Annotated in this window: 22 protein-coding genes; 12 read left to right on the forward strand and 10 right to left on the reverse strand. The window is 68.3% G+C overall.

Annotated elements, in window-relative coordinates; translation table 11 throughout:
• The first annotated feature begins 39 nt into the window (after window positions 1-39).
• Entirely contained in the window at window positions 40-1,668 is a 1,629-nt protein-coding gene (locus ACZZZF_RS04850; RefSeq protein WP_463497315.1) for a SulP family inorganic anion transporter, read from the forward strand.
• Between the two features lie 16 nt (window positions 1,669-1,684).
• Here the strand turns inward: ACZZZF_RS04850 and ACZZZF_RS04855 are convergent, their stop codons facing one another.
• From ACZZZF_RS04855 to ACZZZF_RS04895, 9 genes are all read right to left on the reverse strand, one after another.
• The gene (locus ACZZZF_RS04855) at window positions 1,685-4,018 is read right to left on the reverse strand and encodes an arylsulfatase (protein ID WP_463497316.1); all 2,334 of its coding nucleotides are present in this window, start codon (window positions 4,016-4,018) and stop codon (window positions 1,685-1,687) included.
• 107 nt (window positions 4,019-4,125) lie between these two features.
• Complete coding sequence (locus ACZZZF_RS04860) at window positions 4,126-5,823, reverse strand: SulP family inorganic anion transporter (protein WP_463497318.1); 1,698 nt, start codon at window positions 5,821-5,823, stop codon at window positions 4,126-4,128.
• A 10-nt stretch (window positions 5,824-5,833) separates the two neighbouring features.
• On the reverse strand, window positions 5,834-6,463 hold the full coding sequence (locus ACZZZF_RS04865) for a hypothetical protein (protein ID WP_053095729.1): 630 nt from the start codon (window positions 6,461-6,463) through the stop codon (window positions 5,834-5,836).
• 76 nt (window positions 6,464-6,539) lie between these two features.
• On the reverse strand, window positions 6,540-7,904 hold the full coding sequence (locus tag ACZZZF_RS04870; RefSeq protein ID WP_463497320.1) for a coiled-coil domain-containing protein: 1,365 nt from the start codon (window positions 7,902-7,904) through the stop codon (window positions 6,540-6,542).
• A 25-nt stretch (window positions 7,905-7,929) separates the two neighbouring features.
• Entirely contained in the window at window positions 7,930-8,604 is a 675-nt protein-coding gene (locus ACZZZF_RS04875; RefSeq protein ID WP_072591091.1) for a GAP family protein, read from the reverse strand.
• Window positions 8,605-8,635: 31 nt separating this feature from the next.
• Window positions 8,636-8,992 carry an SHOCT domain-containing protein gene (locus tag ACZZZF_RS04880; protein WP_053095727.1) on the reverse strand — a complete coding sequence of 119 codons (357 nt, stop codon included), beginning with the start codon at window positions 8,990-8,992 and terminating at the stop codon, window positions 8,636-8,638.
• Between the two features lies 1 nt (window position 8,993).
• The gene (locus tag ACZZZF_RS04885) at window positions 8,994-9,425 is read right to left on the reverse strand and encodes a DUF6325 family protein (RefSeq protein WP_053095726.1); all 432 of its coding nucleotides are present in this window, start codon (window positions 9,423-9,425) and stop codon (window positions 8,994-8,996) included.
• A complete protein-coding gene (locus tag ACZZZF_RS04890) occupies window positions 9,422-11,089 on the reverse strand; it encodes a SulP family inorganic anion transporter (RefSeq protein WP_463497321.1) in 1,668 nt (555 codons plus the stop codon). The genes ACZZZF_RS04885 and ACZZZF_RS04890 overlap by 4 nt, the downstream gene beginning before the upstream one ends.
• 108 nt (window positions 11,090-11,197) lie before the next feature.
• Window positions 11,198-12,328, reverse strand: coding sequence for an AI-2E family transporter (locus tag ACZZZF_RS04895; protein WP_463497324.1), 1,131 nt, complete (start codon window positions 12,326-12,328; stop codon window positions 11,198-11,200).
• A gap of 131 nt (window positions 12,329-12,459) precedes the next feature.
• Between ACZZZF_RS04895 and ACZZZF_RS04900 the strand changes: the two genes are divergently transcribed.
• The gene (locus ACZZZF_RS04900; RefSeq protein ID WP_053095723.1) at window positions 12,460-12,846 is read left to right on the forward strand and encodes an SHOCT domain-containing protein; all 387 of its coding nucleotides are present in this window, start codon (window positions 12,460-12,462) and stop codon (window positions 12,844-12,846) included.
• A gap of 26 nt (window positions 12,847-12,872) precedes the next feature.
• Complete coding sequence (locus ACZZZF_RS04905; protein WP_053095722.1) at window positions 12,873-13,295, forward strand: DUF6325 family protein; 423 nt, start codon at window positions 12,873-12,875, stop codon at window positions 13,293-13,295.
• Window positions 13,296-13,326: 31 nt separating this feature from the next.
• Here the strand turns inward: ACZZZF_RS04905 and ACZZZF_RS04910 are convergent, their stop codons facing one another.
• Window positions 13,327-15,867 carry a LuxR C-terminal-related transcriptional regulator gene (locus tag ACZZZF_RS04910; RefSeq protein WP_463497327.1) on the reverse strand — a complete coding sequence of 847 codons (2,541 nt, stop codon included), beginning with the start codon at window positions 15,865-15,867 and terminating at the stop codon, window positions 13,327-13,329.
• 225 nt (window positions 15,868-16,092) lie between these two features.
• Here ACZZZF_RS04910 and ACZZZF_RS04915 point away from each other — a divergent pair, with 225 nt between their 5' ends.
• The 9 genes from ACZZZF_RS04915 to ACZZZF_RS04955 all read left to right on the forward strand — a co-directional run bounded on the left by ACZZZF_RS04915 (window position 16,093) and on the right by ACZZZF_RS04955 (window position 25,930).
• Window positions 16,093-16,806, forward strand: coding sequence for a GAP family protein (locus tag ACZZZF_RS04915; protein ID WP_072591087.1), 714 nt, complete (start codon window positions 16,093-16,095; stop codon window positions 16,804-16,806).
• Between the two features lie 111 nt (window positions 16,807-16,917).
• Entirely contained in the window at window positions 16,918-19,260 is a 2,343-nt protein-coding gene (locus ACZZZF_RS04920) for an arylsulfatase (RefSeq protein ID WP_463497329.1), read from the forward strand.
• A 90-nt stretch (window positions 19,261-19,350) separates the two neighbouring features.
• Complete coding sequence (locus ACZZZF_RS04925; protein WP_463497331.1) at window positions 19,351-19,632, forward strand: MarR family winged helix-turn-helix transcriptional regulator; 282 nt, start codon at window positions 19,351-19,353, stop codon at window positions 19,630-19,632.
• The gene (locus ACZZZF_RS04930; protein WP_463499915.1) at window positions 19,551-19,778 is read left to right on the forward strand and encodes a transcriptional regulator, SarA/Rot family; all 228 of its coding nucleotides are present in this window, start codon (window positions 19,551-19,553) and stop codon (window positions 19,776-19,778) included. Before ACZZZF_RS04925 ends, ACZZZF_RS04930 begins: the two co-directional genes overlap by 82 nt.
• Before the next feature lie 25 nt (window positions 19,779-19,803).
• Entirely contained in the window at window positions 19,804-20,226 is a 423-nt protein-coding gene (locus ACZZZF_RS04935) for an organic hydroperoxide resistance protein (protein ID WP_053095718.1), read from the forward strand.
• A gap of 44 nt (window positions 20,227-20,270) precedes the next feature.
• On the forward strand, window positions 20,271-21,248 hold the full coding sequence (locus tag ACZZZF_RS04940) for a zinc-binding dehydrogenase (protein WP_463497333.1): 978 nt from the start codon (window positions 20,271-20,273) through the stop codon (window positions 21,246-21,248).
• Between the two features lie 98 nt (window positions 21,249-21,346).
• Entirely contained in the window at window positions 21,347-23,770 is a 2,424-nt protein-coding gene (locus tag ACZZZF_RS04945; protein ID WP_463497336.1) for a glycosyl hydrolase family 95 catalytic domain-containing protein, read from the forward strand.
• A complete protein-coding gene (locus tag ACZZZF_RS04950; RefSeq protein WP_463497338.1) occupies window positions 23,760-24,764 on the forward strand; it encodes an acetylxylan esterase in 1,005 nt (334 codons plus the stop codon). The genes ACZZZF_RS04945 and ACZZZF_RS04950 overlap by 11 nt, the downstream gene beginning before the upstream one ends.
• Window positions 24,764-25,930, forward strand: a complete 1,167-nt coding sequence (locus ACZZZF_RS04955; protein WP_083569309.1) for an ROK family transcriptional regulator — start codon at window positions 24,764-24,766, stop codon at window positions 25,928-25,930. The genes ACZZZF_RS04950 and ACZZZF_RS04955 overlap by 1 nt, the downstream gene beginning before the upstream one ends.
• Window positions 25,931-25,962 lie beyond the last annotated feature (32 nt).

A 25,962-nucleotide genomic window follows, 5' to 3' on the forward strand; every position in this document is an offset into this window, starting at 1 on the left:
GCCGGCGACCGGTCTGCGTCTCGATGCCAGCATGAGCACATGAGCGACCACGCCACGAGACGCGCCCCGCGAGTCCTCCTGCCGAGCATGGCGGGGTACCGTCGCGAATGGCTGATGCGCGATGTCGTCGCCGGCCTCGCAGCCGGTGCCGTCGTGGTGCCGCAGGCGATGGCATACGCCACCATCGCGAACCTGCCCGTGCAGGTGGGGCTCTACACGTGCATCATCCCGATGCTGGTGTATGCGCTGCTCGGCGGGTCCCGCGCGATGAGCGTGTCGACGACGTCGACCATCGCCACTCTCACGGCCACGACGCTGGTGACGGCATCCGTCGCGTCGAGCGTCGAGGACCCGGCCGGAAGCCTGATGACCCTGGCGATGCTGGTCGGTCTGCTGCTCATCGGTGCGCGCCTGCTGCGGTGGGGATCGCTGGTCGAGAACATCAGTGCGGCGACGATCCTGGGGGTCAAGATCGGTGTCGGCGGCACAGTCGCCGTGGGGCAGCTCCCCAAGCTCCTGGGCGAGACATCGGAAGTCTCGGGAGAGGGGTTCTTCCGAACCATCGAGGCCGCGATCGCGGCCGCTGCGAGCATCAACCTGCCCACGGTCGCGCTCTCGGTCGGGAGCCTGATCGTCCTCCTCGTGCTGAAGCGGTTCGCCCCTCGGATCCCCGGAACCCTCGTCGTCGTGGTCGGCGGAATCGTCCTGGTCGCACTCGCGAACCTCGACGAGAGAGGTGTGGCGCTCATCGATCCCGTGCCCTCGGGACTCCCGACCCCCGGCATTCCCGACCTCACGCAGATCGGAGCGCTGCTTCCCGGCGCCCTCGCGATCGCGGTGATGGTCTTCCTCGAGACCGCGGCAGTCGCGCGCAGCATGCGCCGCATGACCGAGCCCGCCATCGACGCCGACCAGGAGCTCGTCGCCGTGGGAGCCGCCAACCTCGCCGGCACCTTCTTCACCGTGCTCCCCGCCGCCGGCGGGTTCTCGCAGAGCGCGGTCAATCGGGACGCCGGTGCCAGGACCCAGCTCGCGACGCTCGTCACCGTCGCGCTCGCGATCGTGGTCGCCGTCTTCCTCGGCCCGGTGGTCTCGCTGCTTCCCCAGGCGACTCTCGCGGCCATGGTCTTCCTCGCCGTGGCCGGGCTCATCGACATCCCCCTGCTGGTCCGGTGGGCGCGGATCAGTCCGACGGACTTCTGGATCGCGCTCATCGTCGCCGTGCTCGGCTTGACCGTCGGGCTGCTGGCCGCGGTCGCCGCCGGAGTGGCGTTGACGCTGATCCTGGTACTGCGAGAGCTCAACATCCCGCGGCTCGAGATCATCGGAGAGCGCGACGGACGCCTCGCGATCCACACTGTCCGCGGGCTCTACACGGCCAACGCTCTCGCATGCGAGAGGGCGATCATGGACATCGTCGCCGAACGGCCCGAACCTGTGCGCATCGTGATCCTCGACGCCCTGCGGCTCGACATCGTCACGATCACGGTCCTCGACATGCTGGAGGACCTCGACCGTGAGCTGACCGCGATGGGCAGCACGCTGCACATCGCCGCGCTGCCGGAACGCGCCACGACGATCGCGGTGAAGACCGAGTGGTATCAGCGCATGATCGCCGAGGGCCGGGTGCATGCGAACGTCGACGAGGCGTTCACCGCGACCGGCTAGAGGCCGGGCCTGCGGTCTACTCCCGGGAGAGCATCGCGGCGGCCTCCAGCTCGAGATCGAGGTACTGCTCGCCGCTGACGTCGACACCGACCCCGAGCAGCTTGCCCCCGGTGAACGGGAACGGCACCCCGTACTGGCTGCTCACCGGATCCGCGCTGTCCCATCCGATGCAGAGCCCATCTCCGCACAGCGTGAACTTGCCGATCTGAGCGCGCATCGGTCCAGAGGCGACCGCCTGGTCGTCGACGTAGAGCGTGGCTGTGCCGAGCGACTCTCCGTGCTCCCCCGCCCCCTCCCGCACGAACTCCACGCCGAGGGTGTGCGGACCGGGAGTCAGCTCCTCGGAAGTGAAGGTCTGCTCCGGCGGGATGCCGAGGAAGTTGTACACGTAGGTGAGGCGGTTGTCCTTGATGAACAGCGAGTGCCCGCCGAACCTCGATCCGTGGGCGAACAGCACCCCCTGTGCGCCCTCGTCGAGCACGACGTCGGCGATGATCTTGTACGAGCGCCCTCGCACGTTGACCGCGACGCTCTCGGGCACCGCTGCGGTGTCGGGGTAGTAGACGTACCGCTCCCGGGGCTTCTCGGCCTGGGGCCGATCGATGGTGAGCTGCTCTCTCGCGGAGCGGTCGTCCAGAGGAAGGACGAAGTTGGCATCGGCCTCCTCGAACCACGCGGCGATGAGCTCCTTCAGCTTCTCAGGCTCGCTGGCCGCGAGGTCGTTCGACTCCGAACGGTCGACCTCGACGTTGTAGAGCTCCCACACGTCGTCCTCGAAGTGTCCTTTGCCGGTCAGCGGCGCGTGCACGGCAGCCGCCTTCCAGCCGTCTTTCCAGATCCCTCTCGTGCCGAGCATCGCGTAATACTGCGTCTTCTTCTCGGTCGCCGCATCCGGCGCCGCGTCGAAGCTGTACTTCATCGAGACCCCGTCGAGCGGATGCTGCTCCACGCCACGGAAGACCTCAGGCATGTCGATGCCGACCACGTCGAGCACCGTGGCGACCACGTCGACCGAGTGGTGGTACTGGTGACGCAGCTCTCCCTGCGCGCGGATGCCCTTCGGCCAGTGGATGACCATCGGGTCGCACGTGCCGCCGGCGAACTGCGAGTAGCGCTTGAACATCTGGAACGGTGTCGAGAACGCCACCGCCCAACCCGTCGGATAGTGGTTGTAGGTGTCAGCAGACCCCAGGCGATCGAGCATCGCCAGGTTCTCGGCGAGGTCGTCCGGGTATCCGTTGAAGAACTTGTTCTCATTGACGGAGCCGTTGGGGCTGCCCTCGCCCGACGCACCGTTGTCGGCGCAGTAGAAGACCAGCGTGTTGTCCAGCTGGCCGCTCTCCTCGAGATAGTCGATGATGCGCCCGACCTGCGCGTCGGTGTACTCGGAGAACCCGGCGAACACCTCCGCGAACCTCGCGAACAGACGCTTCTCGTCGTCGTTCAGCTCGTCCCAGGGGCGCACCTCGTCGGCGGGGTTCGCGACGTCGTCCGGCAGCGGGTTGATCGGCGTCAGGGCAGTCCCCTCCGGGACGATGCCCTTCTCGACCATGCGGGCGAGCACCCACTCGCGATACGCGTCATAGCCGTCGTCGAACGCGCCCTTGTACTTGTCGATGTACTCCTGCGGCGCGTGGTGGGGCGCGTGGTTGGCACCCGGGCAGAACCACATGTACCAGGGCTTCGACGGGTTCGAGGACTGCTGGTTGCGGATCATCCGCAGAGCCTGATCCGCGAGGTCCTTCGAGAGGTGGTATCCCTCCTCCGGCGTTGCGGGGGCGTCGATGAAGTGGTTGTCCTCGACGAGATCGGGATACCAGTTGTTCGTCTCGCCGCCGAGGAAGCCGTAGAAGCGGTCGAAGCCGAGCTGAAGGGGCCACATCGAGCGGTTGCCGCCCGGGGCGACGTCCTCCTCGGGGACGTTGTGGTTCTTGCCGACCCAGAACGTCGAGTATCCGTTCTGCTGCAGGATCTGACCGACCGTGGCGCATTCGGCAGGGAGCCGCCCCGCGAACCCCGGGAAGCCGTTCGTACCCTCCATGATCACGCCCGCACGGTTGACGTGATGGTTGCGGCCGGTGAGCATGGTCGACCGGGTCGGCGAGCACAGCGACGTGGTGTGCCACTGCGTGTACGTGAGACCCGCTTGCGCGAGGCGATCCATGGTCGGCATGTTGATGCGTCCGCCGTACGGGGACCAGGAGGCGAGGCCGGTGTCGTCGTAGAGAACCACCAGCACGTTCGGCGCGCCCTCGGGTGCCACCGGCAGCTCGTACGGCGACCAGTCGGGCACGGAGTCCCGGACGTCCAGCTCGATCCTGCCCGAGAAGTCCGCGTTGAATTCCGACATCGTCTCTCCTTCGTCGCCGTATGAGAAATGGTCCGTCCCGAGGAGGCTAGTCATGCCGCGATCCCCCCCACCCTCACGCGTCACCCGTGACGGGTGAGGGACATCGATCACCCGGCGTCGAGTCGGCGACGCGACACCTCGGCGAGCGCGTCCTGCAGCGCGTCTCCGAGTCGGGGCTGCTCGACGAAGATGTTCTCCTCGCCGACGACGGCGCGCACCCCCGTCGACGCCAGCTGCGCCTGCACCCGGGGGCCGACGCCCGCGACCATCAGAGTGGCCCCCACCGCCGCAAGCTCTTGGGCGTAAGTGCGGATCATCGTGAGGAAGGTCACTCCCAGCTCGTCCGTGCCGCGGAGGCGGATGATCACGAATGCTCCGGGGCTGCTGTGCTCGGCGTCGGGCAGCTGCTGACGGAACGAGGGCGCGGAGGCGAAGAACAGACTGCCGTAGGGGGTCAGCACGACCGTCTCCCCCGGTTCGAGGGTCGGGGGCGGATCCTGCTCGATCGGACGCCCGTTCGGCTCGTCGAACACCCACCGACGCACCCGCACGCGATTCGACTGGCGTGCGATCTGCAGCACCACGGCGAGACCGACACCTGCGAGCACCGCGTACTGCAGCGGGATGAGGAGCGTGAGCGCGAAGGTGACGAGGAACACGGCGATCTGCACGGCGCCCGTCTTGAACACCATGACGATCTGCCGCGGCTTGACCGTGCGGACTCCGACCAGGATCAGGAGGCCGGCGAGCGCGGGCATCGCGATGTATCCGATGAGCGGCCCGAACACGAGCACGCTGAGCACCATCACGACGGCGGCGATGAGATTGCCAGCCGCACTGCGGGCCCCTGCTGCCCGGGACAGCGCCGTCGCCGACATGGATCCTCCGACGGGGATGCCCTGCAGCATCCCGGTGGCGATGTTGGCGATGCCCTGCCCGCGGAAGTCGGCGGAGGCATCGGGGTAGCGACCGTCGGGGTTCGGGATGGACCCGGAGATCGCGGCTCCCTGCACGAGACCGACCAGTGCGAGCGACAGCGCGGGGACGATGAGCACGAAGATCATCGACAGGTCGGGCAGGGAGATCGAGGGAAGACTCCGACCCGCCTCTGCCACGTCGGAGATCGTCGCGACCGCGCCGTCGGGCAGCACCACGGCGAGCGCGGATCCGACGATGATCGCGACGACCATCGAGAGCGCGCCGAGCGGGGTGCGCTCGAGCAGAAGAATCAGTCCGATCGTGACGGTGCCCACGATCACGGACCACCAGCTGATCTGCAGCAGGTTAGCGGCGATGTCGACGACCCTCAGCAGACGAGCGTCGGCATCGCTGTCGAACCCGGTGAAGTTCTCGAGCTGACTGAGCACGATGTTGACGGCGACGGCGTTGACGAATCCGATCAGCACCGCCGTCGGGATGAAGCGCACGAGGCTGCCCAGCCGTGCGACGCCGAGCACCAGCATCACGATGCCTGCCATCACGGTCAGCATCGCCATCGCGCCCATGCCGTCGTCTCCGTGGACCTCGGGCACATCGGCGATGATCACCGCCATCGCGCCTGTCGCCTGCACGGACATGAAGACCGATCCGGTGGCCAGCGCGCCGGCGAACGTCCCGACGATGTAGGCGTTCAACCCCATCACGGGGTTCACCCCGGCGAGCAGACCCGACGCGAGCCCGTCGGGGACGCTCTCGACCCCCAGCACGATTCCGGCCTTCAGATCGCTGAGGACGGTGCGGCGCGAGCCGAACCGACGCCGATAGCGCAACCAGCGCTGTCGCAGCTCCTCCCCGGTCATCTGCATCGGAGCGGAGTCAGATCTTGATCGGGAACGTCAGCAGGATCACGAGCCCCACGAGGGCGATCACACCGCTGAGTGCGAGGAATGTCCTGCGCCGCCAGACCGCGCTCTGGTGCTGCGACAGTGCGGCGAAGAACAGCACCAGGGCGAACAGCACCGTCAGCAGCGAATAGTCGTCGCCGCGCTGGTTGTTGGCGAGGGCCTCGTCGAATTTCGCATCGGCTCGCGCGTTGAGCTCCTCGGCCTCCCTCGTGCCCGGGGGCACGTACTCCTCCATCACGAACGGTCCCTGCGATTCGCGGTCTTCAGCGATCCAGGCGTCGAACGCGACCGTGAACTCGGGGGTGAACCGCTGCTCGATGAACTGCACCAGCTCCTGCCTGCCGTCCGCCTCCGCCAGCACCCACTCGGTGTAGATGGTGAGGTCGTACTGACGCGCGGCCTGGGCTGTCGACTGGGCCGACGCCGCCTGCACCCGGGCACTGGATGCCTGGCTGAAGGCGATCGACATCTCGCCGCCCCACTTCGACGCCTCGAATCCGCACCAGGCCGTGACGACCGCGGTGATCGAGAGCAGGACGACCGTGACGATGTCGAGGATCCGCGTGGCTCTCGTGCGTTCGGGTGTCGAGTCGTCCGTCATGCGCCCATCTTCTGCGTTGATCCGTGTCGAATGCAGCGGCGCTCACCCGTCGAGGGTGAGCGCCGCCGGGGCCGGGCTAGCTCACGGCATCCGGAGCACGCTCCGTCAGCGGCTCCGACACCGGTTCGGCTCGCGGATCACGTGCCACTGGCTCGATGTCCGCGTCCCCCTCCGGCCGACGCAGCAGCTCGATGAGGATCGCGAGGACCAGCAGGCCCGCTCCGACTCCGATGACCACCCCGAACGACACCGGCCGCGTGACGATCAGCAGCGTCATCGCCGCGAGCGCACCGACGAGGAAGATCGGACCTCGGAAGCGGTCCACCCCTCGACCGAAGGCACCGGTCGTGAGGCCTCGCCGCTCGGCCGCACCGCGTACGGCCGAGAACCCGCTCTCGAGGAGTCCCCTGAACGCGACCGCCGTTCGACCCGAGCCTGCGAGCCACGCCCAGATCGCGATGAGCACACCGACGAGGGCGAGCGCGGCGATCGTTCCCGCAAGGAGCGACGTGAGCTGTTCGAACAGCGCCGTCGCCGCCGCGGCCGACATGATCGACGGGCTCACCGCGCGGATGAACACACCTCGCCCGATGCCCATGCCCGCCGTGAGCAGCAGGAACACGAGAGCGAAACCTGCGCTCGACCAGAAGAGCGCTCGAGGTCGATCGCGCATCAGCAGCACGCCGGCGACGAAGAGGCCGAGCACGAGCCACGGCAGCCAGAAGCCGCCGATGTCCGCGACCTGGTACACCGTGCGCACCAGCGCGAGGGCATCCGCCTGGGCGATGGGAATCGACCTGTCGATCTCGGGGATCACGTCGGCGAGGCCGATCCCGCGCTCCGACATCGCCTCTTTGACCCGGTCGATCACCACTCCGAGTTCGATCGTGACCGCGCCGTCGTCGCCGAGCTGCACCGCCGTGCCCGGTGCGTTCTGGATGATCGCCGTGGCCCGCTCATGGGTGAAGCGCAGCGACTGCGTCCAGATGTCGGCGAACTGGTCTGACCGCACCACATCGCGCACCACTCCGTCGATCAGCGAGATCGCGCCGTTCGCGGCGGGGCCCTCGAGCAGTGAGATCGCCGTGTCGGCGCGCGGTGGAAGCCCGAGCGACCGGATGCCGTCGAACACCTCGCCGACGACCGCCGAGATGTCGACCTGCTCGTCTATCGCGGTGGTCACCTGATCGGCGACGAAATCCTGCACATCCGGATCGGACGCGAGCGGGGCGAATGTGGCGACGAAGCGCTCGGTGTCGACCAGCTGCAGACGGGCCCAGGTTCCCATCGCGGCGACGGGCGCGAGCACCACAGCCAGCACGAGCAGGATCGCACCGACGACGCTCTTCGCTCGGAATCGTCGCTTCTTCGGCGTGCGGAGTTCGTCGTTCTCCCGTTCGAGCGCGACGACGCGCTCGCGGAGCTCATCCAGTTCACTCATCCGAGTCCCCTCCGTTCTGCGTCGCTCACCCGAAGGCGGCGATGCCCTTGCCGATGATCACCACACCCAGCACGAGAAGCAGCACCGTCATGATGACGGCGTTCTCCGCCTGCAGCCAGTCGCGCAGTCTGCCCAGCGGCGCGCGCAGGCGCTCCGACGCGAGCAGGAATCCGACGACCGGGATCAACACCGTCGACGACGCGAGGATCGTGTAGATCACCACCACGACGACCATGTCTCCGACACCGAGCCCCGCGCCACCCAGAGTCACGCCGGCACTGGCTCCGAGCAGCAGGTTCTTGGGGTTCAGCGCCGCGAGCAGCAGTCCGAGCCCGAGTGCCGCGAAGAACGTCATCCCGTCGATCTGCGCCATCCACTTCGGCATCTCGGGCTGTGCGCCCGGCTTCGGCCGACCCCGCCATTGGCGCACCGCCATGAGCAGCATCAGCACACCGAGGACGAGCTGCACCACCCCGAGAATGGGAGTGGCTCCGTCGCCGGACTGGTCCGGGAGGACCGACGAGAGGGCGGCGAACAGCACAGCCACGATCACGATCCCCCCGAGCCATCCGACGAGGAAGCCGACCCCTGTGGAGCGGGCGCGGGGAGACATCAGCATCAGGATGCCGGCGATCACCGGCAGCGGGCTGATCGCGATGCCCACCGCGAGCGGCAGCAGCTGACCGATCACCGGACCCATGACGTCTCCCTCTTCTCGCCCGCTCGGCCGCTCAGCTCAGCAGCTTCTGCTTCGCCGCGGAGAACTCCTCCTCCGACAGCACGCCGGAGTCTCGCAGCGATGCCAGCTGCTGGAGCTTGGCGATCATGTCGTCTGCGCCGCCCGCAGCCGGAGGCGCAGGGGGAGCTGCGGGAGCGGCTGCGTACTGCGCCGCCGCGTTCTGGGCTGCGGCATCTATCTGCGCCTGCTGCTGGGCGGCCTCGTACTGCTGCTGCTCGTACTGTCCCTCCGCCCGCTGCTGCTGGTGACGCATCGACGCCCCCGACACCGCCGACGCGGTTCCTGCGACGACTGCTGTTCTCGCGGCGAGTCCGATCAGTCCCGGACGGCCGAATCTCCTCAGAGGCATGTCACTCTCCTTCCTGCTCGAGGATGTCCATCATGGCGTTGACGACCGGGGCGGGGATGCGGTCGGTCCGCAGCACCTCTCCCCCGGCACGTGCGAGGTTCTCGGCGAGCGCCCTCGCGAAGGCGAGCTCGAGCACGACGATCGCGGCCGAGCTGCCGGCGGGCACGAGCTCGGCGAGCATCTCGATGTCCTCGTCGCCGGCGAGGCCTGCGGCCAGCGGGTCGAGCTCGCTGAGGCCTGGCACCTCGCCCGCTTCGAGGTCGAAGACCTCGATCTCCCCGTCGTCCGATTTCGCGAGGACGACGACATCGAGCAGTCGCACCGTCCCCGCGCCTATGAGGTCGTCCAGCGCTCCGAAGATGCTCGGATCCGGATGCCTCCCCTCGAACCCGACGAGGTAGTACTCCACGGGTCCGTAGCGGAAATCATTCATCTCGTGTTCCTCTCTGACGGTGCGCGCGCGCTGAGCTCTTCGATCGCCGCACGATTGGTGTCGAAGACCCTCTGATCGTCGAGGATCCCCAGCTTCTTCAGTCGGTCTTCCGCCGATGCGCGCAGACGGCTGAACGACACCGTCACGCCATGGGATCGCATCGACTCCATGAGGCTCTCGAACGATTCCGCCGCGGTGACATCCGCATCGGTGACCGCCTCCATGTCGATGACGAGGTGGCGCACGGCACCCGGCCCCGGCGCCTCGACCGCCGAGCGCACCGCCGTCGCGAACGCATCCGCGTTCGCGAAGAACAGCGGCGCAGCCATCCGCACCACGACGATCCCGGGTGCGGTCATCGCGCCCGGTTGCGCGGCGTCGAGCAGCGATGCCGTCGGCCGATCATCGTCGGCGAGCACGTCGATCGCCGGGCTCGACGCGCGCCTCGCCAGGTTGATGAGAGCGAGCACGAAGGCGATCAGGATGCCGGGGATCGAACCGACGAACAGCGTCACCAGGAAGCACACGGCGCCGATGGCGAACTCGAACCGATCGATCCGCCACAGTGCGGCGAATTCCCTGATGCCCAGCAGCGGGAGGATCGCGACCCCCACGATCGCGCCGATCGCGGGCGAGGGGATGTCCTCGAGCAGTCCGGTGCCGAACAGCAGCAGCAGCAGTGTCCCGGCGGCGAGCACGAGCGAGGGCAGCTGAGTGCGCGAGCCCGACTGGTCCATCGCCGCGGTGCGGCTGGTCGACGACCCGACGGCGAAGCTGCCCTGGGCCCCGGCGGCGATGTTCGCGACGCCGAACGCGAGCAGGTCTCGGTTCGGAGACGTGCGGTAATGCCGCTTCTCGCCGTACGAGCGGGAGACGAGCAGCCCCTCGGCCGTGGTCACGAGGGTCAGAGCCATGGCCGACGGCACGAGCAGCAGCCACGTCTGCCAGTCGAGCACGGGCCAAGTGAGGGTCGGTGCGCCCGCAGGCACCTCGCCGAGCACGGCCACGCCACGATCCGCGAGGCCGGTGCCGAGCACCACCACGGTGGCGAGCACCATCACGACGAGCGCCCAGGGCACCGCGCTCAGCATCCGCCGACCCAGCACGAGGATCGCGACCGACGCGATGGAGATCGCGAGCGACCACGGGTTCGTGGTGCCGAGACCCCCGACGAGACCCGCCAGCTTGTCGACGAACTCGCCGCCTGAATCGATCGAGACGCCCAGCATCTTGGCGATCTGCGAGACGAGGATGTCGAGGGCCAGGCCCCCGACGAATCCGACCAGGATCGGCTTCGAGAGGAAATTCGCGAGGAATCCCAGTTTGAAGACCGCGAGCAGCACGAACATGACGCCGCAGATGATCGCCTGCGCGAGTGCCATGGTGATGTAGTCGTCTGAGCCGGCCGCGGCGAGGCCTCCGATCGATGAGGCGACCAGCGCCGCCGCCGCCGCGTCCGGCGAGGCGACGAGCTGTCTCGACGAGACGACCAGCACGTAGACGATCGTCGGCACGACGAGTGCGTAGAGCCCTGCGGTCGGGGGAAGACCTGCGATCTGCGCATACCCGATGTTCAGGGGGATCGCGATCGCGAGGAGCGTGACGCCGGCGAGCAGCTCGCGCACGAGGTTGTGACGGGTGACGCCGGCCAGCGGTCTCTGCACCTCGTCACCTCCGCGCTCGCGCCCTCGATGCGGGACGATGTGCCCATGCTGACATCGGTGCGTCGGCGGAGACGCCGCCGCTCACCCGAAGCGGGTGAAGGGCGCCGGTCACTCGATCGGCGGGGTCGTCTCGCTGTCCTGGCGCGGGATCCACACCTGGCGGATGACGATCAGGATCGATGCGGTGATCGGGATCGCGACGAGCGCCCCGAGCAGACCGAGAAGCGTGGCGCCGATCATCGCGCCGATGATCACGAGCACGCTCGGCACGGCGGCAGCGCGACCCATCACCCGCGGCGTGACGACGTAGGCCTCGATCTGGATGTAGGCGAAGTACGCGATCACGAAGATCAGCGCAGCCGTCGGGCTCACGAACAGCGTGGCGATGCCGCCGATCACGAGGAAGACCAGTGACCCGATCATCGGCACGAGGGTGACGAAGAACGCGGCGATCGCCAGCACCGCCGGCGCGGGCGACCCCACGAGCAGCTGGAGGACGAGCACCACGGCGGCATTGATGGACGACAGCGTGACTCCCCCGGCGACCACCCCGCCCACCGACGACGTCACCTCGTCGAGCAGTCGTGAGAAGCTCGCTCGCCGATAGGCGGGGACGAGCCGAGCAACTGACCGCCTGATGCTCTCCAGCGACGCGACGAAGTAGAGCGTCAGCACCGAGACCATCACGAAGCTCGACACCGCCCCGATGACTCCGAATCCCGCTTTCAGGACCCCTCCCGAGATCGTCAGGAACGATGACAGGGTCGTGAGCGACTGCACCCCCTCCGCGACCACCGCCGAGAGGTCGACGCCGAGATTGCGTTCGAGATCGAGGTACCACTGGCTCTGCTGCATCGACTCGATCGTCTCGGGCGCGCCGACGACCACCGCGGCGAGCTGACGCACGATGGCCGGAACGACGACGAGCAGGATCGCGACGACGAGCAGCAGGAAGGCGACCGCGACGATCGCGACGCCGATGGGGCGGCGCACGCCGCGGCGCTCCAGCGCCCGCACCGCCGGATCGAGCCCGAGGGCGAGGAAGACGCCGAGGAAGATCGACATCAGCACGGTGGAGATGCCCGCGATCGTGGCGGCGATCGCCATCGCGAGAAGCACTCCGAGGGCGACCGCGAAACCCGAGCGCAGCGGATGCGCCGGGAGCACTCGCTGCAGACGACCCCACCGCGACGGGGTCGCCGGCGTGGCCACAGGATCCTGCGGGTCGGTCACATCCACACGAGGACTGTATCGAGGCGTCCGGACGGGTCCGGGCGGCCGCTCGCCCGCTCCGGGTGAGGGGGCGGCGATTTCGATGATGCTCGGTGCCACTATCACCACAGACAGAAACTCAACGAGAGGAGTCTGCAATGTCCATATGGGATAGCTTCTGGGCCATCATCTGGTGGTTCTTCTGGGCTTTCGTATTCATCTCCTACCTGATGGTGCTCTTCAACATCGTCGCCGACCTGTTCCGTGACCATGCGCTGAACGGATGGCTCAAAGCGCTGTGGATCATCTTCCTGGTCTTCGTGCCCTTCCTCACGGCACTGGTGTACCTGATCGCCCGCGGCCCCGGCATGGCAGAGCGCAACGTCTCGTCCATGCAGGCGCAGCAGCACGCGGCCGACAGCTACATCCGCAGCGTCGCCGGCAGCAGCCCGAGCGACGAGATCGACAAGGCGGCCAAGCTCCTGGCCTCCGGAACGATCACCGAGGCGGAGTTCGCCTCCATCAAGGCTCGGGCCCTGGCCTGACAGCCGAGACTGGGGCGGGCGGACAGATGCCTCGCGAACTCGGGGATGTGCAGATCCTCGTCGTGAGGATCGGGTCCGACCGTCCCAGTCCTGCACTGCTCGAGTCGCTGCTGCGCCAGGTCGAGAGCAGCACGGTGCAACTGCTCGACTTCTTCCTCCTGCATCGACGGAGCGAAGGGGGCTACGACCTCACCGAGATCGACGAAGCCGAGTTCTCGCTCGCCGGCCTGTCACTGCAGATCGCAGGCCTGGTCGGCAGCGACGACGCCCGGCGCATCGCGATGGAGCTCCCTGTCGGCGCCTGGGCAGCCGTGGTTCTCGTGGAGCCGATGTGGTTCGCACAGCTCTCCTCCGACCTCGCCCGTCTCGGCCACCCGCTCATCGGAACCTATTCCGTGTCCGCGGCGACGGCCAACGCCGTCTGGGAGCGCGCGCGTCGCCGCACCTGAGGTGTGATCGCCCGCGTGCGGGACCTGCGCCTCACAGCGTGGTCCGCACGGCCTCCCGCCGCGACGACACCGCCAACTTGCGATAGATCGACCGCTGATGGGTCTTCACCGTGTTGATGGACAGGCCCAGCTCGCTCGCGATCTCCGGGAGAGTGCGAGAGGTCTGCAGCTGCCGGAAGACGTCTCTCTCACGGTCGGACAGCGAGCCGGTCACGGGACTCGCTGCATCCGATGCCAGGCATCGGCCGATGAAGTCCTCGAATTCGGAGCCATGGTGCACGTGCTCGCTGAGGAGTCGCCGGACAGCCGTCTCCCGGCGCCCGAACGGCAGACGCACGTTCTCGCCTGACGCGACCGCGATCGCCGCCTCGCACAGGTCATGCGCCTTGTCGTGATCGCCCACGTGACGGCGCATGACCGCGGCCGTGATCAGCGTCGACGACTTGACGTACGAGACCTCCGCGAAGATGCGCATGGATCGCAGCATCTCCAACGCTGCGGCGTAGTCTCCACCCCGGCGGAGCACCCCGGCGAGCGCGACGCCGATGAGGGGGAGGTCGGGGATCGCCAGGTGTCGGCGAGCGATCCGCAGGGCTCGCTCCTCGTTTCCGACGGCCTCCTCGAGGAGTGCGATGGCCGACTCTCGGAACACGGGCCACGAGACGCCGTGGAGCAGTTCGAGGGGGATGTCCTGGACGCCGATCGCAGCCCGTCGGCATGCTGCGGCCTCGCCTCCCTCTGCGGCCGCGTACGCCAGCATCATCCGCGCGACCGCCGTGAATGACGGGTCATGCCCGCTGGTCAGAAGCACCGCCTCGAAGTGCCGCACCGCATCGTCGGTCTCACCCGCCCAGTAGGCGACCAGACCGGCTGCTGCTGAGGTGCTGCCGCCGGCATAGCCGATCGCGGCCGACAGCGCGGTGCCGGGTGCCTGGATCTCGGCGAGGGTTCTCTCCGCATCCGTGAACCGGCCCTCCCAGGTCTGGCCGAATGCGAGGTGGCCGAGCGCCCGCTTCCACAGCCCCACCTCGCCCGAGCCCTCGATCTCTCGGGCTGCGGCGCCGAAGTACTCGGCCGGAAGCGTGGGGTTGGTGGGATGCCGGATCTCCGACCATCCGATGAGGTAGTTGACGGCGGCGCGGTCGACCATGAGCTCTTTCGAGCTGGCGAGCAGCGAACGCAACGTGGAACCCGCCGACATCGCGTGCTCGCGGTCATCGGCGACGAACAGCTGTGCGATCGCGAGGGTCGTCGAGCATCCTCCCCCGGCGCGCTGGTGTGCGGCCTCGGCGCGATCCAGCAGCTCGCGGGCGAGATGATGCTCGCCCAGCACATCCGTCGCGCAGGCTCGGACGGCGAAGATCTCGGCGTCGTCCGGGTGATAGCCCAGCAGGACGGTGGCGAGGCGCTCGACCTCGGCCGCGCACACTCCCATGACCAGACGCATCCAGTGGCGCATGAAGGTGGCTCTGGCCCCCGTCGGATCGTTCGCCCGCAGCGAGTGCGCGACCGACATCAGCGGATCGGTGGCCTCCCAGAACTGCGCCACGCGTCTATGACGCTCGGCGCTGCGCTCGGGATCCTTGCGAGCGATCTCGATGCACTGCCGGGCGAACGAGCCATGCCAGCGGTAGACGACACCGTGCGGCGCCTCGAACCGGTCGAGGAAGAGCCCGAGCCTCACGCAGTCGTCGAGCAGCGACGCCGCATCAGCACGCCCGGTCACAGCGCTCGCGAGCTCTGGCGTGAGCTCATGGCAGATGGCGGCATCGAGCACGAACTCTCTGGTCTCGTCAGGCAGCGCGCTGAGCACGTGGTCGCGCACGTAGTCGCCGAGGAACGCGGATGCCGTGGCGGCGTCGGATGAGGGGCGCGCCCCGCCGATCGCCACGAGCTTCACGGCGATCGGCCATCCGTGCGTCTCGCGCAGGATGGTCTCTGCGTCCAGCCCCGTCGCCCCCACGCCCTCGATCCGCTCGATCTCGGACCGCGTGAAGCGCAGTGTGTCGGATCCGACGAAGGCGCCGGGGTCCATCAGATGCTCCCGCGACAGCGTGATGTCCAGAAGCGTCGTTCCCACGAGCACCAGGTGGAGATTGTCCGGCGGCTGTTCGGCCAACAGTCCGAGCAGTCCGTCTCGCCAGTGCTCACCGGCGCGCTGCGCGTCGTCGATCACGAGGTGCACGATGTCGTCGACCGTCTCGAGGCCCTCGCAGATCTCGGCGTAGGCACGCATCGGGTCGAGGAGACCGCGTGTCAGGGCGAGGGAGCGGCCCGCTCTCTCACTGCCGACGATCAGCGCATCGACCACTCCCTGCGCGAGGAACCCGGGTTCAGCATCCGACGGAGTCAGAGCGAGCCAGGCGAGTTCGTCGGTGCCGGATGCCCATTCGGCGACTGCCGTCGTCTTGCCGTACCCGCTCGGAGCGCTGACGACGCTGAGGTGCCGCCCGCTCGCCGCCTCGACCAGCGCATCGTTCACACGCGCTCGCCGCACGCCTCCCGGTTGTCGTTCCGGAGGGCGGAAGCGCACAGCGGGTACAGGACGAGACAGGCGCGTGGGGGAGGCCATGCCCTCAACCTAGCGACGGGCGGTATATCGGACAAGACCGTGTCTCCCTGACGATCACAGTCAGTGGGGAGCGGTTCCACGTCGTCACATCCCCGACGACACCGTCCCGCGAGCCCTCACCCGCATGGGGTGAGAGACCCGCCATCCGCGCCGTCCTCGGTGCACTCTGAGATCAGCGCGTCGGTTCGTGCGCAGGGAGGTTCGCGATGACGGATGAGGCCGGCCATGGGTGAGCTGCTGGTCACACTCATCCCCGTCGCGCTCGGAGTCGTCCTGAGCCCCTTGGCGATCATGGCTCTGGTGGCCGTGCTGCTCTCCCGACGAGCGAGTGCGAACGGCATCGCGTTCCTGATCGGGTGGGTCGTGGGGCTCGCCGGCCTTCTGGCGCTGGCTCTCTGGCTCTTCGGCGTGTTCGAGGTGCACGGGCTTCGCGAACCGCCGCTCTGGGTGCCGATCCTCCGTCTGGTGATCGGACTGTTCCTCGCGGGCGCCGCCGTCTGGGTCTACCGCAAGGGCTCTGCGCGCATCCGTCAGATGGCCGCCGCATCCTCGCCGCAGCAGGTGGTCGCGGCCGCTCCGCAGCTGCCGGGGTGGCTGCATGCCGTCGAGACGTTCCGGCCCGTGCGCACCGGATTCCTCGGGCTGGCGCTCTTCGTGCTGAACCCCGTCGACGCGTCCTGCGCCATCATCGCAGCGCTCGACATCTCGCTCGCGCAGGTCGGCGACGACGCGGTCTGGGTCGCCCTGGCGTTCGTGGTCGTCGGGACGTTGCCCATCGCGGTGCCGGTGTTCTACGTCGCGATCCGAGGCGAGCGCTCGCAGCCGCTGCTCGACTCCGCCCGACGATGGGTCGCCGGAAACACCCACGTGATGAACGCCGCTCTGCTGCTCGTGATCGGCGCCCTCCAGCTGCAGAAGGGCATCTCAGGGCTCCTGTGAGCGAACGAATTCGTTGCGTCATGACGCACCATGACTCGCCCCGATCCACTTCGGGTCGGCCGGCTGCACTGCTCGGGAACACCGCGTTCCCGAGAGACGAAGGAGGCAGAGATGGTCCGTGAATTCCAAGGGAAGATCGAGCTCGACGTCCGCGATTCGCAGGCGGACTGGGACGCCTTCCTCGCCTCGCCGCCGCCGCAGGGGGCGCCGAACGTGCTGGTGGTGCTCTACGACGACACCGGTATGGCCGCGTGGTCCCCCTACGGAGGCAGGATCAACATGCCGACCATGGATCGGCTGGCGAAGAACGGTCTGACGTACTCGCAGTGGCACACGACCGCACTCTGCTCACCCACGCGTTCGACCTTTCTCACGGGCCGGAACCACCACCAGAACGGCTTCGCCACCATCTCGGAGTCGTCGACCGGATTCCCGGGCTACAACTCGCACATCCCCGAGTCGAACGCGACCATGGCACATGTCCTCCGCGACGCGGGCTGGGCGACTTTCTGGGTGGGCAAGAACCACAACGTCCCGATCGACGAGTGGACCGCGGGGGCGTCGAAGAAGCACTGGCCGCTGGCGCAGGGCTACGACCGCTTCTACGGCTTCATCGGCGGCGAGACGAACAACTGGTATCCCTCGCTCGCGGAGGACAACCATTACATCGATCAGCCCTATCTGCCGGAGCAGGGCTACCACCTGTCGAAGGACCTCGCCGATCAGGCGCTGACGATGATCCGAGACGTCAAGCAGACCGAGCCCGACAAGCCGTGGTACCTCTGGTTCTGCCCGGGTGCCAACCACGCGCCCCATCACGCCCCGCAGGAGTACATCGACAAGTACAGGGGCGCGTTCGACGACGGCTATGACGCCTATCGCGAGTGGGTGCTCGCCCGGATGATCGAACGCGGCATCCTGCCGGAGGACACCGAGCTCACCGCGTTCAATCCGATGCCGGACGGCACGTTCAACCCCACCGACGAGGTGCGGCCCTGGGACACGCTGAATGACGAGGAGAAGGCGATGTTCTCGCGGATGGCCGAGGTCTACGCGGGGTTCAGCGAGTACACCGATTCGCAGATCGGACGCATCGTGGACTATCTCGAGGATTCCGGTCAACTCGACAACACGCTGATCCTGTACTGCGCCGACAACGGGGCGTCCGGTGAAGGCAGCCCCAACGGATCGGTCAACGAGGGCAAGATCTTCGGCGGCTACCCCGACGACGAGGCGGAGAACCTGCGGATGGTCGACAAGCTCGGCTCTCCGGAGACGTACAACCATTACCCCACCGGCTGGGCGGCCGCCTTCTCGACGCCCTACAAGATGTTCAAGCGTTACACCTATCAGGGCGGTGTCTGCGACCCTCTGGTGATTCACTGGCCCGCCGGAATGCGGGCGCGTGGCGAGGTGCGGCATCAGTACCACCACTCGACTGACATCGTGCCGACCATTCTGGAGGCGTGCGGGGTGCAGTTCCCCGACGTGTACAACGGCGTCGAGCAGACGCCGCTCGCGGGGGTATCGATGACCTATTCATTCGATGCGGCCGCCGACGGGCCGACCGAGAAGCACACGCAGTACTACGAGATGCTCGGCCAGCGCGGCATCTGGCACGACGGCTGGAAGGCCGTCGCCGTGCATGGCCCCATGGCCGGCACGAGCGGGTTCGAGAACGACGAGTGGGAGCTTTACCACACGGATGTCGACAGGGCGGAGGCCGTGAACCTGGCGGCCGAGCACCCGGATCGTCTCGAGGAGCTCAAGGCGCTCTGGATGGAAGAGGCGAAGGCCAACGATGTGCTGCCCCTGAACGACCTGCAGATCATCGGCAACCCGAAGGACTTCGAGACCTTCGTCGCGATGGAGTTCCACCAGCCGGCCCCGCCGTCCGGACGTTTCGTGTACTACCCGGGCACGACCGAGGTGCCGGAGCGCTCTGCGGCGAACACGCACAACGTGTCGTACAAGATCGCGGCCGAGATCGAGTTCACGCCCGAGACCGAGGGCGTCATCTTCGCCCACGGCTCACGGTTCGGCGGCCATGCGCTCGTCGTGAAGGACGGCGAGGTGCATTACCTCTACAACTTCCTCGGGATCCCGCCGGAGGATCGCGTCTCCGCTCCTGCGCCGACCTCCGGCAGACACATCATCGGCGTGGAGTTCACCAAGGAGGGCATGGGCGAGCACCGCGAGGGCGTCGGTCCGGTGAAGCTGTACATCGACGAGCAGCAGGTCGGCGAGAAGAGGATCCGGACCGTGCTGGGACACTTCTCGCTCTGCGGCGAGGGACTGACGATCGGCCGTGACAGCGCCGACCCCGTCTCGTCTCTGTACGGCTACGGGTTCGACTTCACCGGAGGAGAGATCGCGCAGGTGGTGTTCGACATCGCTGATGACGCCTACCTCGACCTGGAGGCGCATCTGGCCGCGGCGATGGCCAGGGATTGACGGAGCGCGCACCCGGGATCTCGGCATCCCGGGTGCGCAGTCTCTCCCAGATAGGTTGTGCACCATTTAATCGCGTGCAATACTCGAGGTATGGCCGTGACCGATGAGATGGTGTGCTTCTCGCTGTATTCCGCCGCCCGAGCGACGACGCAGGCGTACCGTGCCCTCCTGGCGCCGTGGGGTCTGACCTACCCGCAGTACCTCGTGCTCGCGATCCTCTGGATGGAGGGCGAGCAGACGATCGGCTCGCTGGGCGACGCCATGCAGCTCGACTCCGGCACCCTCTCCCCCTGGTCCGCCGCCTCGAGCAGGCGGGCTACGTCGCGCGGGCCCGCAGCACGGCCGATGAGCGCGTCGTCACCGTGCGACTGACCGACACCGGCATGGCTCTGCGCACTGAAGTCGCTCCGGTTCACACCAAGATCGCCGCCCTCGCCGGAATGCAGGACGACGACCAGCGTCACCGCCTGATCACCGAGCTGCAGGAGCTCACCGCACGCCTGCAGCTCGCCGACTGACCCCAACCCGGAAGGAGTCCACACGATGGACGCTCTCTACACCGCCGAAGCACTCGCCACCGGAGCCGGACGAAACGGCCGCGTCACAACAGGCGAGGGCCGACTCGACCTCGACCTCGCCATCCCGAAGGAGATGGGCGGCAGCGGCGACGGCGCCAACCCCGAGCAGCTGTTCGCGGCCGGGTACGCCGCCTGCTTCCACTCCGCGCTGCAGACCGTCGCGCGTGCGCAGAAGGTGAAGATCACCGATTCGTCGGTCGGGGCCCGCGTGCAGATCGGGTCGAACGGCGAGGGCGGATTCGGCCTCGCCGTGCAGCTCGAGGTCGTCATCCCCGACCTTCCGCACGAGCAGGCTCAGGCGCTCGCAGACGCCGCCCACCAGGTCTGCCCGTACTCCAACGCGACGCGCGGCAACATCGACGTCGCGATCACCGTCTCCGACGACTGATCCCGCTCGACCTCCACCACGACCGATCCCACAAGGAGAACATCATGCGCGCCCTCACCCACGAGACCTTCGGCGAACCCGAAGAGGTCCTCACCGTCACCGAGCGTCCGACGCCGGAGCCCGGCCCCGGCCAGGTCCGACTGAAGATCGTCCTCTCCCCCATCCACAACCACGACCTGTGGACGATCCGCGGCACCTACGGCTTCAAGCCGGAGCTCCCGGCAGCTTCGGGCACCGAGGCTCTGGGAATCGTGGATGCTCTCGGCGAGGGTGTCGACGATCTCTCCGTCGGTCAGCGCGTCGCGACGGGCGGCACCTTCGGCGCCTGGGCGGAGTACGTCGTCGCGAACGCCGCGGGCCTCATCCCCGTGCCGGAGTCGCTCAGCGACGAGAGCGCCGCGCAGCTCGTGTCGATGCCGTTCAGCACCATCAGCCTGCTGCACTTCCTGGGCGCCGAGAAGGGCGACTGGATCGTCCAGAACGCGGCGAACGGCGCGGTCGGTCGCATGCTGGCACAGCTCGGCGCCGCTCGTGGCGTCAACGTCATCGGGCTCGTCCGGCGCTCGGCCGGTGTCGATGAACTGCGCGATCAGGGCATCGAGAACGTGGTCTCCACGGATGCGGACGACTGGCGCGAGCAGGTCGCCGCGATCACCGGTGGCGCGCACGTCGCCTTCGGCATCGACTCGGTGGGCGGCTCGTCGGCCGGCGACGTCCTGTCGCTCCTCGGCGAGGGCGGCACTCTCGTCGCGTTCGGTGCCATGAACTCCCCCACGATGGAGATCGCCTCGGGCGATGTCATCTTCAAGCAGGCGACCGTCAAGGGCTTCTGGGGCAGCAAGGTGATCCAGACAATGGATGCCGGCACGCGCGGCGCCCTGTTCGGCGAACTGATCCAGCGCGTCAGCGACGGCACGCTGACCCTGCCCGTCGCCGGCGTCTTCGATGCGGCGGATGCCGCCGAGGCAGTCCGCGCGAGCAACACCGCGGGCCGGGTGGGCAAGGTTCTCCTGCAGTTCTGACCTGGTCAGGCGCAGGGCGGTCGGGTTACTTGACAGCGGCAATTAATGCCGCCTACGCTGACGGTGACATCGAGATCGATCGAACACACCGGAGTGCGATGACCGACACCCTGCGCCTCACCTGGGACGCCCCCGCCACCCGCTGGGAGGAGGCGACGCCCCTCGGCAACGGCCGCATCGGCGCGATGGCGTTCGGCGGCTCCGACGGCCACTATCAGCTGAACGACTCGACGATCTGGTCGGGAACGCCCGACGGCCCCGCGCGTGCACTGCAGAAGGTGCGTGACGGGGGTGCCGGTCCCGAACGGCTCGCGGTCGTCCGTGAGGCCCTCGCAGCCGCCGACGTGCGCCGGGCGGAGGAGCTGCTGATGGCGTTCGAGGGCCCCTACTCGCAGGAGTTCCTCCCTCTCGCCGATCTGCTCGTGCGCGTGGCGGACGCTCGATCGGATGAGACCACCCCCGCTCGCATCCTCGATCTCGACAGGGCGACCCTCGTCGAGTCACTGCGCACCCCCGCCGGTCGAGTGACGCGACGGTCCTGGGTCTCGGCTCCGGCTCACGCCCTGATCATCGAGCTCACCTCGGACGACGAGTTCGAGACCACCATCGAGCTGTCCACCCCGCTCCGCGGTCGCGTCGTCGACGCGTCCGACGCGCTCGTGCTGGATGTGCAGGTTCCGATCGACGGCGCCCCGCTGCACGAGGACTCCGTCGACGCCCTGCGCTATGCCGACGACGATGCCGAGTTCGACGCCTACGCGGCCGTCGCCGTCTCCCTCGACTCGGATGGCGAAGTGGGTCGCCACGACGATCGCATCGTCGTCCGCCATGCCCGCCGCCTGCTGATCGCCCTGTCCACTTCGTCGCGCGCCGGGTCGTGGTGGGCCGACGCCGACGGGGACTGGCGGATCGCCTCACGCGAGGCGATCCGGGATCGCGCACGAGAGAGGACGGAGGCCGCGGCTCAGCGCGACGCCTCGTCTCTCCTCGCCGAACACGTCGCCGACCGGCGCCGCATGACTCGGGCGCGATTCGCGATCGGCAGTCGGCGTGAGGGCGAGTGGAGCGTCGATAGCGACGTTCTCCGCGGCTCCGACCCCCTGCTCCGCGCGACGGTCGCCGCCGAATTCGGGATGTACCTCCTCGCGTCGAGCTCTCGTGCCGGCAGCCCTGCGGCCAATCTCCAGGGGATCTGGAACGACCAGCTGCAACCGGCCTGGTCGTCGAACTACACGATCAACATCAACACCGAGATGAACTACTGGGCGGCGCCGATGCTGCTCGATCCTGATGTCCTCGAGCCGTTGATCTCCCTCGTCGAGCGCCTCGCCCGCACGGGCACCGACACCGCCAGGGAGCTGTACGGAACACGCGGATGGGTGGCGCATCACAACAGCGACGTCTGGGGGTGGAGCCTGCCGGTCGGCGACGGGCACGGGGCGGCGAGCTGGGCGATCTGGATGATGGGCGGAGTCTGGCTCACCCACAACCTCTGGGACGCGTACGAGTTCGGTGGCGACGATGAGCTGCTCCGCGCTCGCATCTGGCCGCTGATGCGGGGCGCGGTGGAGTTCTGCCTCGACTGGCTGACTCCGGGCCCCGACGGGCACCTGCACACCTCGCCGTCGACGGCCCCCGAGAACTCCTATGTGGCCGCCGACGGTCTGCCGACGCCGCTCGGCCTGACCGCGACGTCGGATCTCAGCCTCATCGGCTCGCTCTTCGAGCGCGCGCTCGTCGCGATCCGCCGACTCGGCATCGACGACGCACTGGAAGCCGAGGTGCGCGAGGCGCTGGCAGCCCTCGCTCCGTTGCGCGTCGGCTCCGACGGCCGACTGCTCGAATGGTCCGAAGAGGTCGACGAGCATGAACCGCTGCACCGGCACCTCTCCCCCGTGGTCGGACTCTTCCCGCTCGACCAGGTGACGCCCGAGCGGACTCCGGAGCTGTTCGAGGCGTCTGTGGCGCTCATCGACGCACGCGGGCCGGGAGCCATGGGCTGGTCGTGGGCGTGGAAGGTGGCACTGCGTGCCAGGGCACGGCAGGGCGACATCGCCGCGTCGCTGCTCGAGGAGGCGCTGACGCCGTTCGACGGCGACGCCACGCGGCACGGGCCCGTCGACGGCTCGGAGTGGGGAGGCCTGCTCCCCAACCTCTTCAGCACGCATCCGCCCTTCCAGATCGACGGCAACCTCGGATTCCCCGCCGCGATCACCGAGATGCTCGTGCAGAGCCACGGCCGCACAGTGCGTCTGCTTCCCGCGCTCCCCGCATCCTGGCCCCACGGAGACGTCCAGGGCATCGCCGTGCGTCCGGGCCTCGTGCTCGACCTCGCCTGGGCGGACGGGCGGGTGATCTCGGGTGCTCTCCGCAACCCCGGCGAGCGCGACAGGGAGGTCTCCGTCTCGAACGGCGAGCGGGAGGCGATCATCGCTGTGCCGCCGGGCGCTCGGATCGATTTCGCCGATCATGATCTTCTCTTCTCCGCGTCGGCCGACCAGGAGGAGTCCCGTGCGCGGTGAGGTGCGTGATGTCGTCGCCCCCACCACGCAGACCGAGCCTGATGACTTCGATGCCTTCTGGGCGGACACGATCGCTCGCACTCGGAGCTTTCCGCTCGACCTCTCCGTGACCCCGCTGCCCACGCGTCTCACCCAGATAGACGTGTACGACGTGTCGTTCCGCGGGTACGGCGGAACACCGATCCACGCCTGGCTGCGCGTGCCGCACGCTGCCACGGAGCCCCTCCCCGGGCTCGTGCAGTTCTTCGGCTACGGTAACGGCCGAGGTCATGCTCTGCGCGATCTGCGGTGGGCTGCCGCGGGCTACGCGCACTTGGTGGTGGACGCGCGGGGGCAGGGACACGGCGACACCGATGACGATCATGCCGACGGCGGTCCGTCCGCCGGCGGATTCCTCACCCGCGGCATCCGCTCGCCTCAGGAGTACTACTACCGCAGGGTGTATGCGGATGCCGTGCGAGCCGTCGACGCGCTCCGTGCCGTCGACGTCGTCGACGCGGATCGCGTGGGTGCGGTGGGCGCGAGCCAGGGAGGCGGGATCGCGCTGGCGATCGCCGGCCTGGTCCCCGACCTCGCCGTCGCGATCGTGCAGGCACCCTTCCTCTGTGAACTCGACCGGGCCGCCACGCTGAGCACCGAGCACCCGTACACCTTGCTCACGCAGTACTTCGCGGATAGACGCGGCGACGTCGCAGCGGCTCTCGAGACGCTCCGATATTTCGACGGGATCAACCACGCGAAGCGTGCGACGGCCCCGGCTCTGCTGAGCACGGGGCTCCTCGACGGCATCGCGCCGCCCGAGACCGTGCTGCCCGCATTCGCCGCGTACGGCGGCCATAAGACCGTGGTCCTGTGGCCGTACAACGGGCACGAGGCCGGCGGAGACCTCGACGAGGAGAACGCCCTGGAGTTCGCGGCCGAGCACCTGGGCCTGCACAGCCGACCGCCTCACGGCGGATTCGCTACGATAGCCGACACGACACGAAGGACCTGATGGACCACGACACCGCAGCGCGAACCACCCTGATCCGCTCGGCGTCCGACGCGGGATCACGGGTCTTCGAGACGATCCTGACGCGCAGTCCCATCAGCCGGATCGACATCGCCCGCCAGACGGGGCTCTCCCAGGCCGCCGTCACGAAGGCGGTGGCCCCGCTCGTCGCGGCCGGCCTCGTCGACGCGCCGCCCGCCTCGCACCGCGACGGCACCCCCGGACGCCCGGTGAGCCCCGTCTCCATCGTCCTCGAGTCGATGGTCATGATCGGCGTCAAGGTCAACGTCGACGAGATCATCGCCGTCGCGACCGATCTCGCCACGACCGTGCTCGCCAGCACCCGTCGTGCGCTTCCCGCCGACGATCCGCACACCGTCATCGACGCCATCTCCGACGTCGTCGCCGCGCTCGCGGCCGAGCTCGGCGAGAGCGCGTCGGCCATCGCGGGAGTCGGAGTGTCGGTGTCGGGTGACGTCGACAGCATCACCGGGATCGTGCGCGAGTCGAACATCATGGGGTGGGCGGACGTGCCGCTCGGCGACCTGCTCCAGGAGCGCCTCCCCTGGCCCGTCACGCTCGAGAACGACGTGCACGCGCTGACGATCGGAGAGCACTGGTTCGGTGTCGGGCTCGGCACCGCCTCGTTCGCGATCGTCACCATCGGACGCGGGATCGGCAGCGGACTGCACCTCAACGGAGAGGTCGTGAGCGGCGCGTTCGGTGTCGCGGGCGAGATCGGGCACCTGCCGCTCGCCGATCCGGCACTCGTCTGCCCGTGCGGGCGTCGCGGCTGCGTCGAGGCCGCCGCCTCGACCGGAGCGATCGAGGCGGCGGTCTCCGGTGCCCTCGGCCGGCCGGTCGCGATCGATGAAGCCGTGGCTCTCGCCCACGCCGGAGACGCCGACGCCGACGCCGCGTTCCGCGAAGCCGCCCGCCTCATCGGCACGGCCATCGCCACCCTCGTGAACCTCACCGGTCCCGAGGTCGTCATCATCGGCGGCGAGGGCGTCTCGGACTTCGACCTGTTCGAGAAGACCCTGCACGACGCGTTCGAGGCGCACGCGTTCGGCGCTGCGGCGCGCTGCCGCATCCTGACCCGTCCGCACACCTTCGAGGACTGGGCGCGAGGCGCATCCGCCGCCGCCATCCAGTCGCTCGTGCGCTGACCGTTCGGGACGAGCGGAAGAGAAGGGGACGG

The sequence above is a fragment of the Microbacterium sp. AC215 genome (assembly GCF_979258645.1).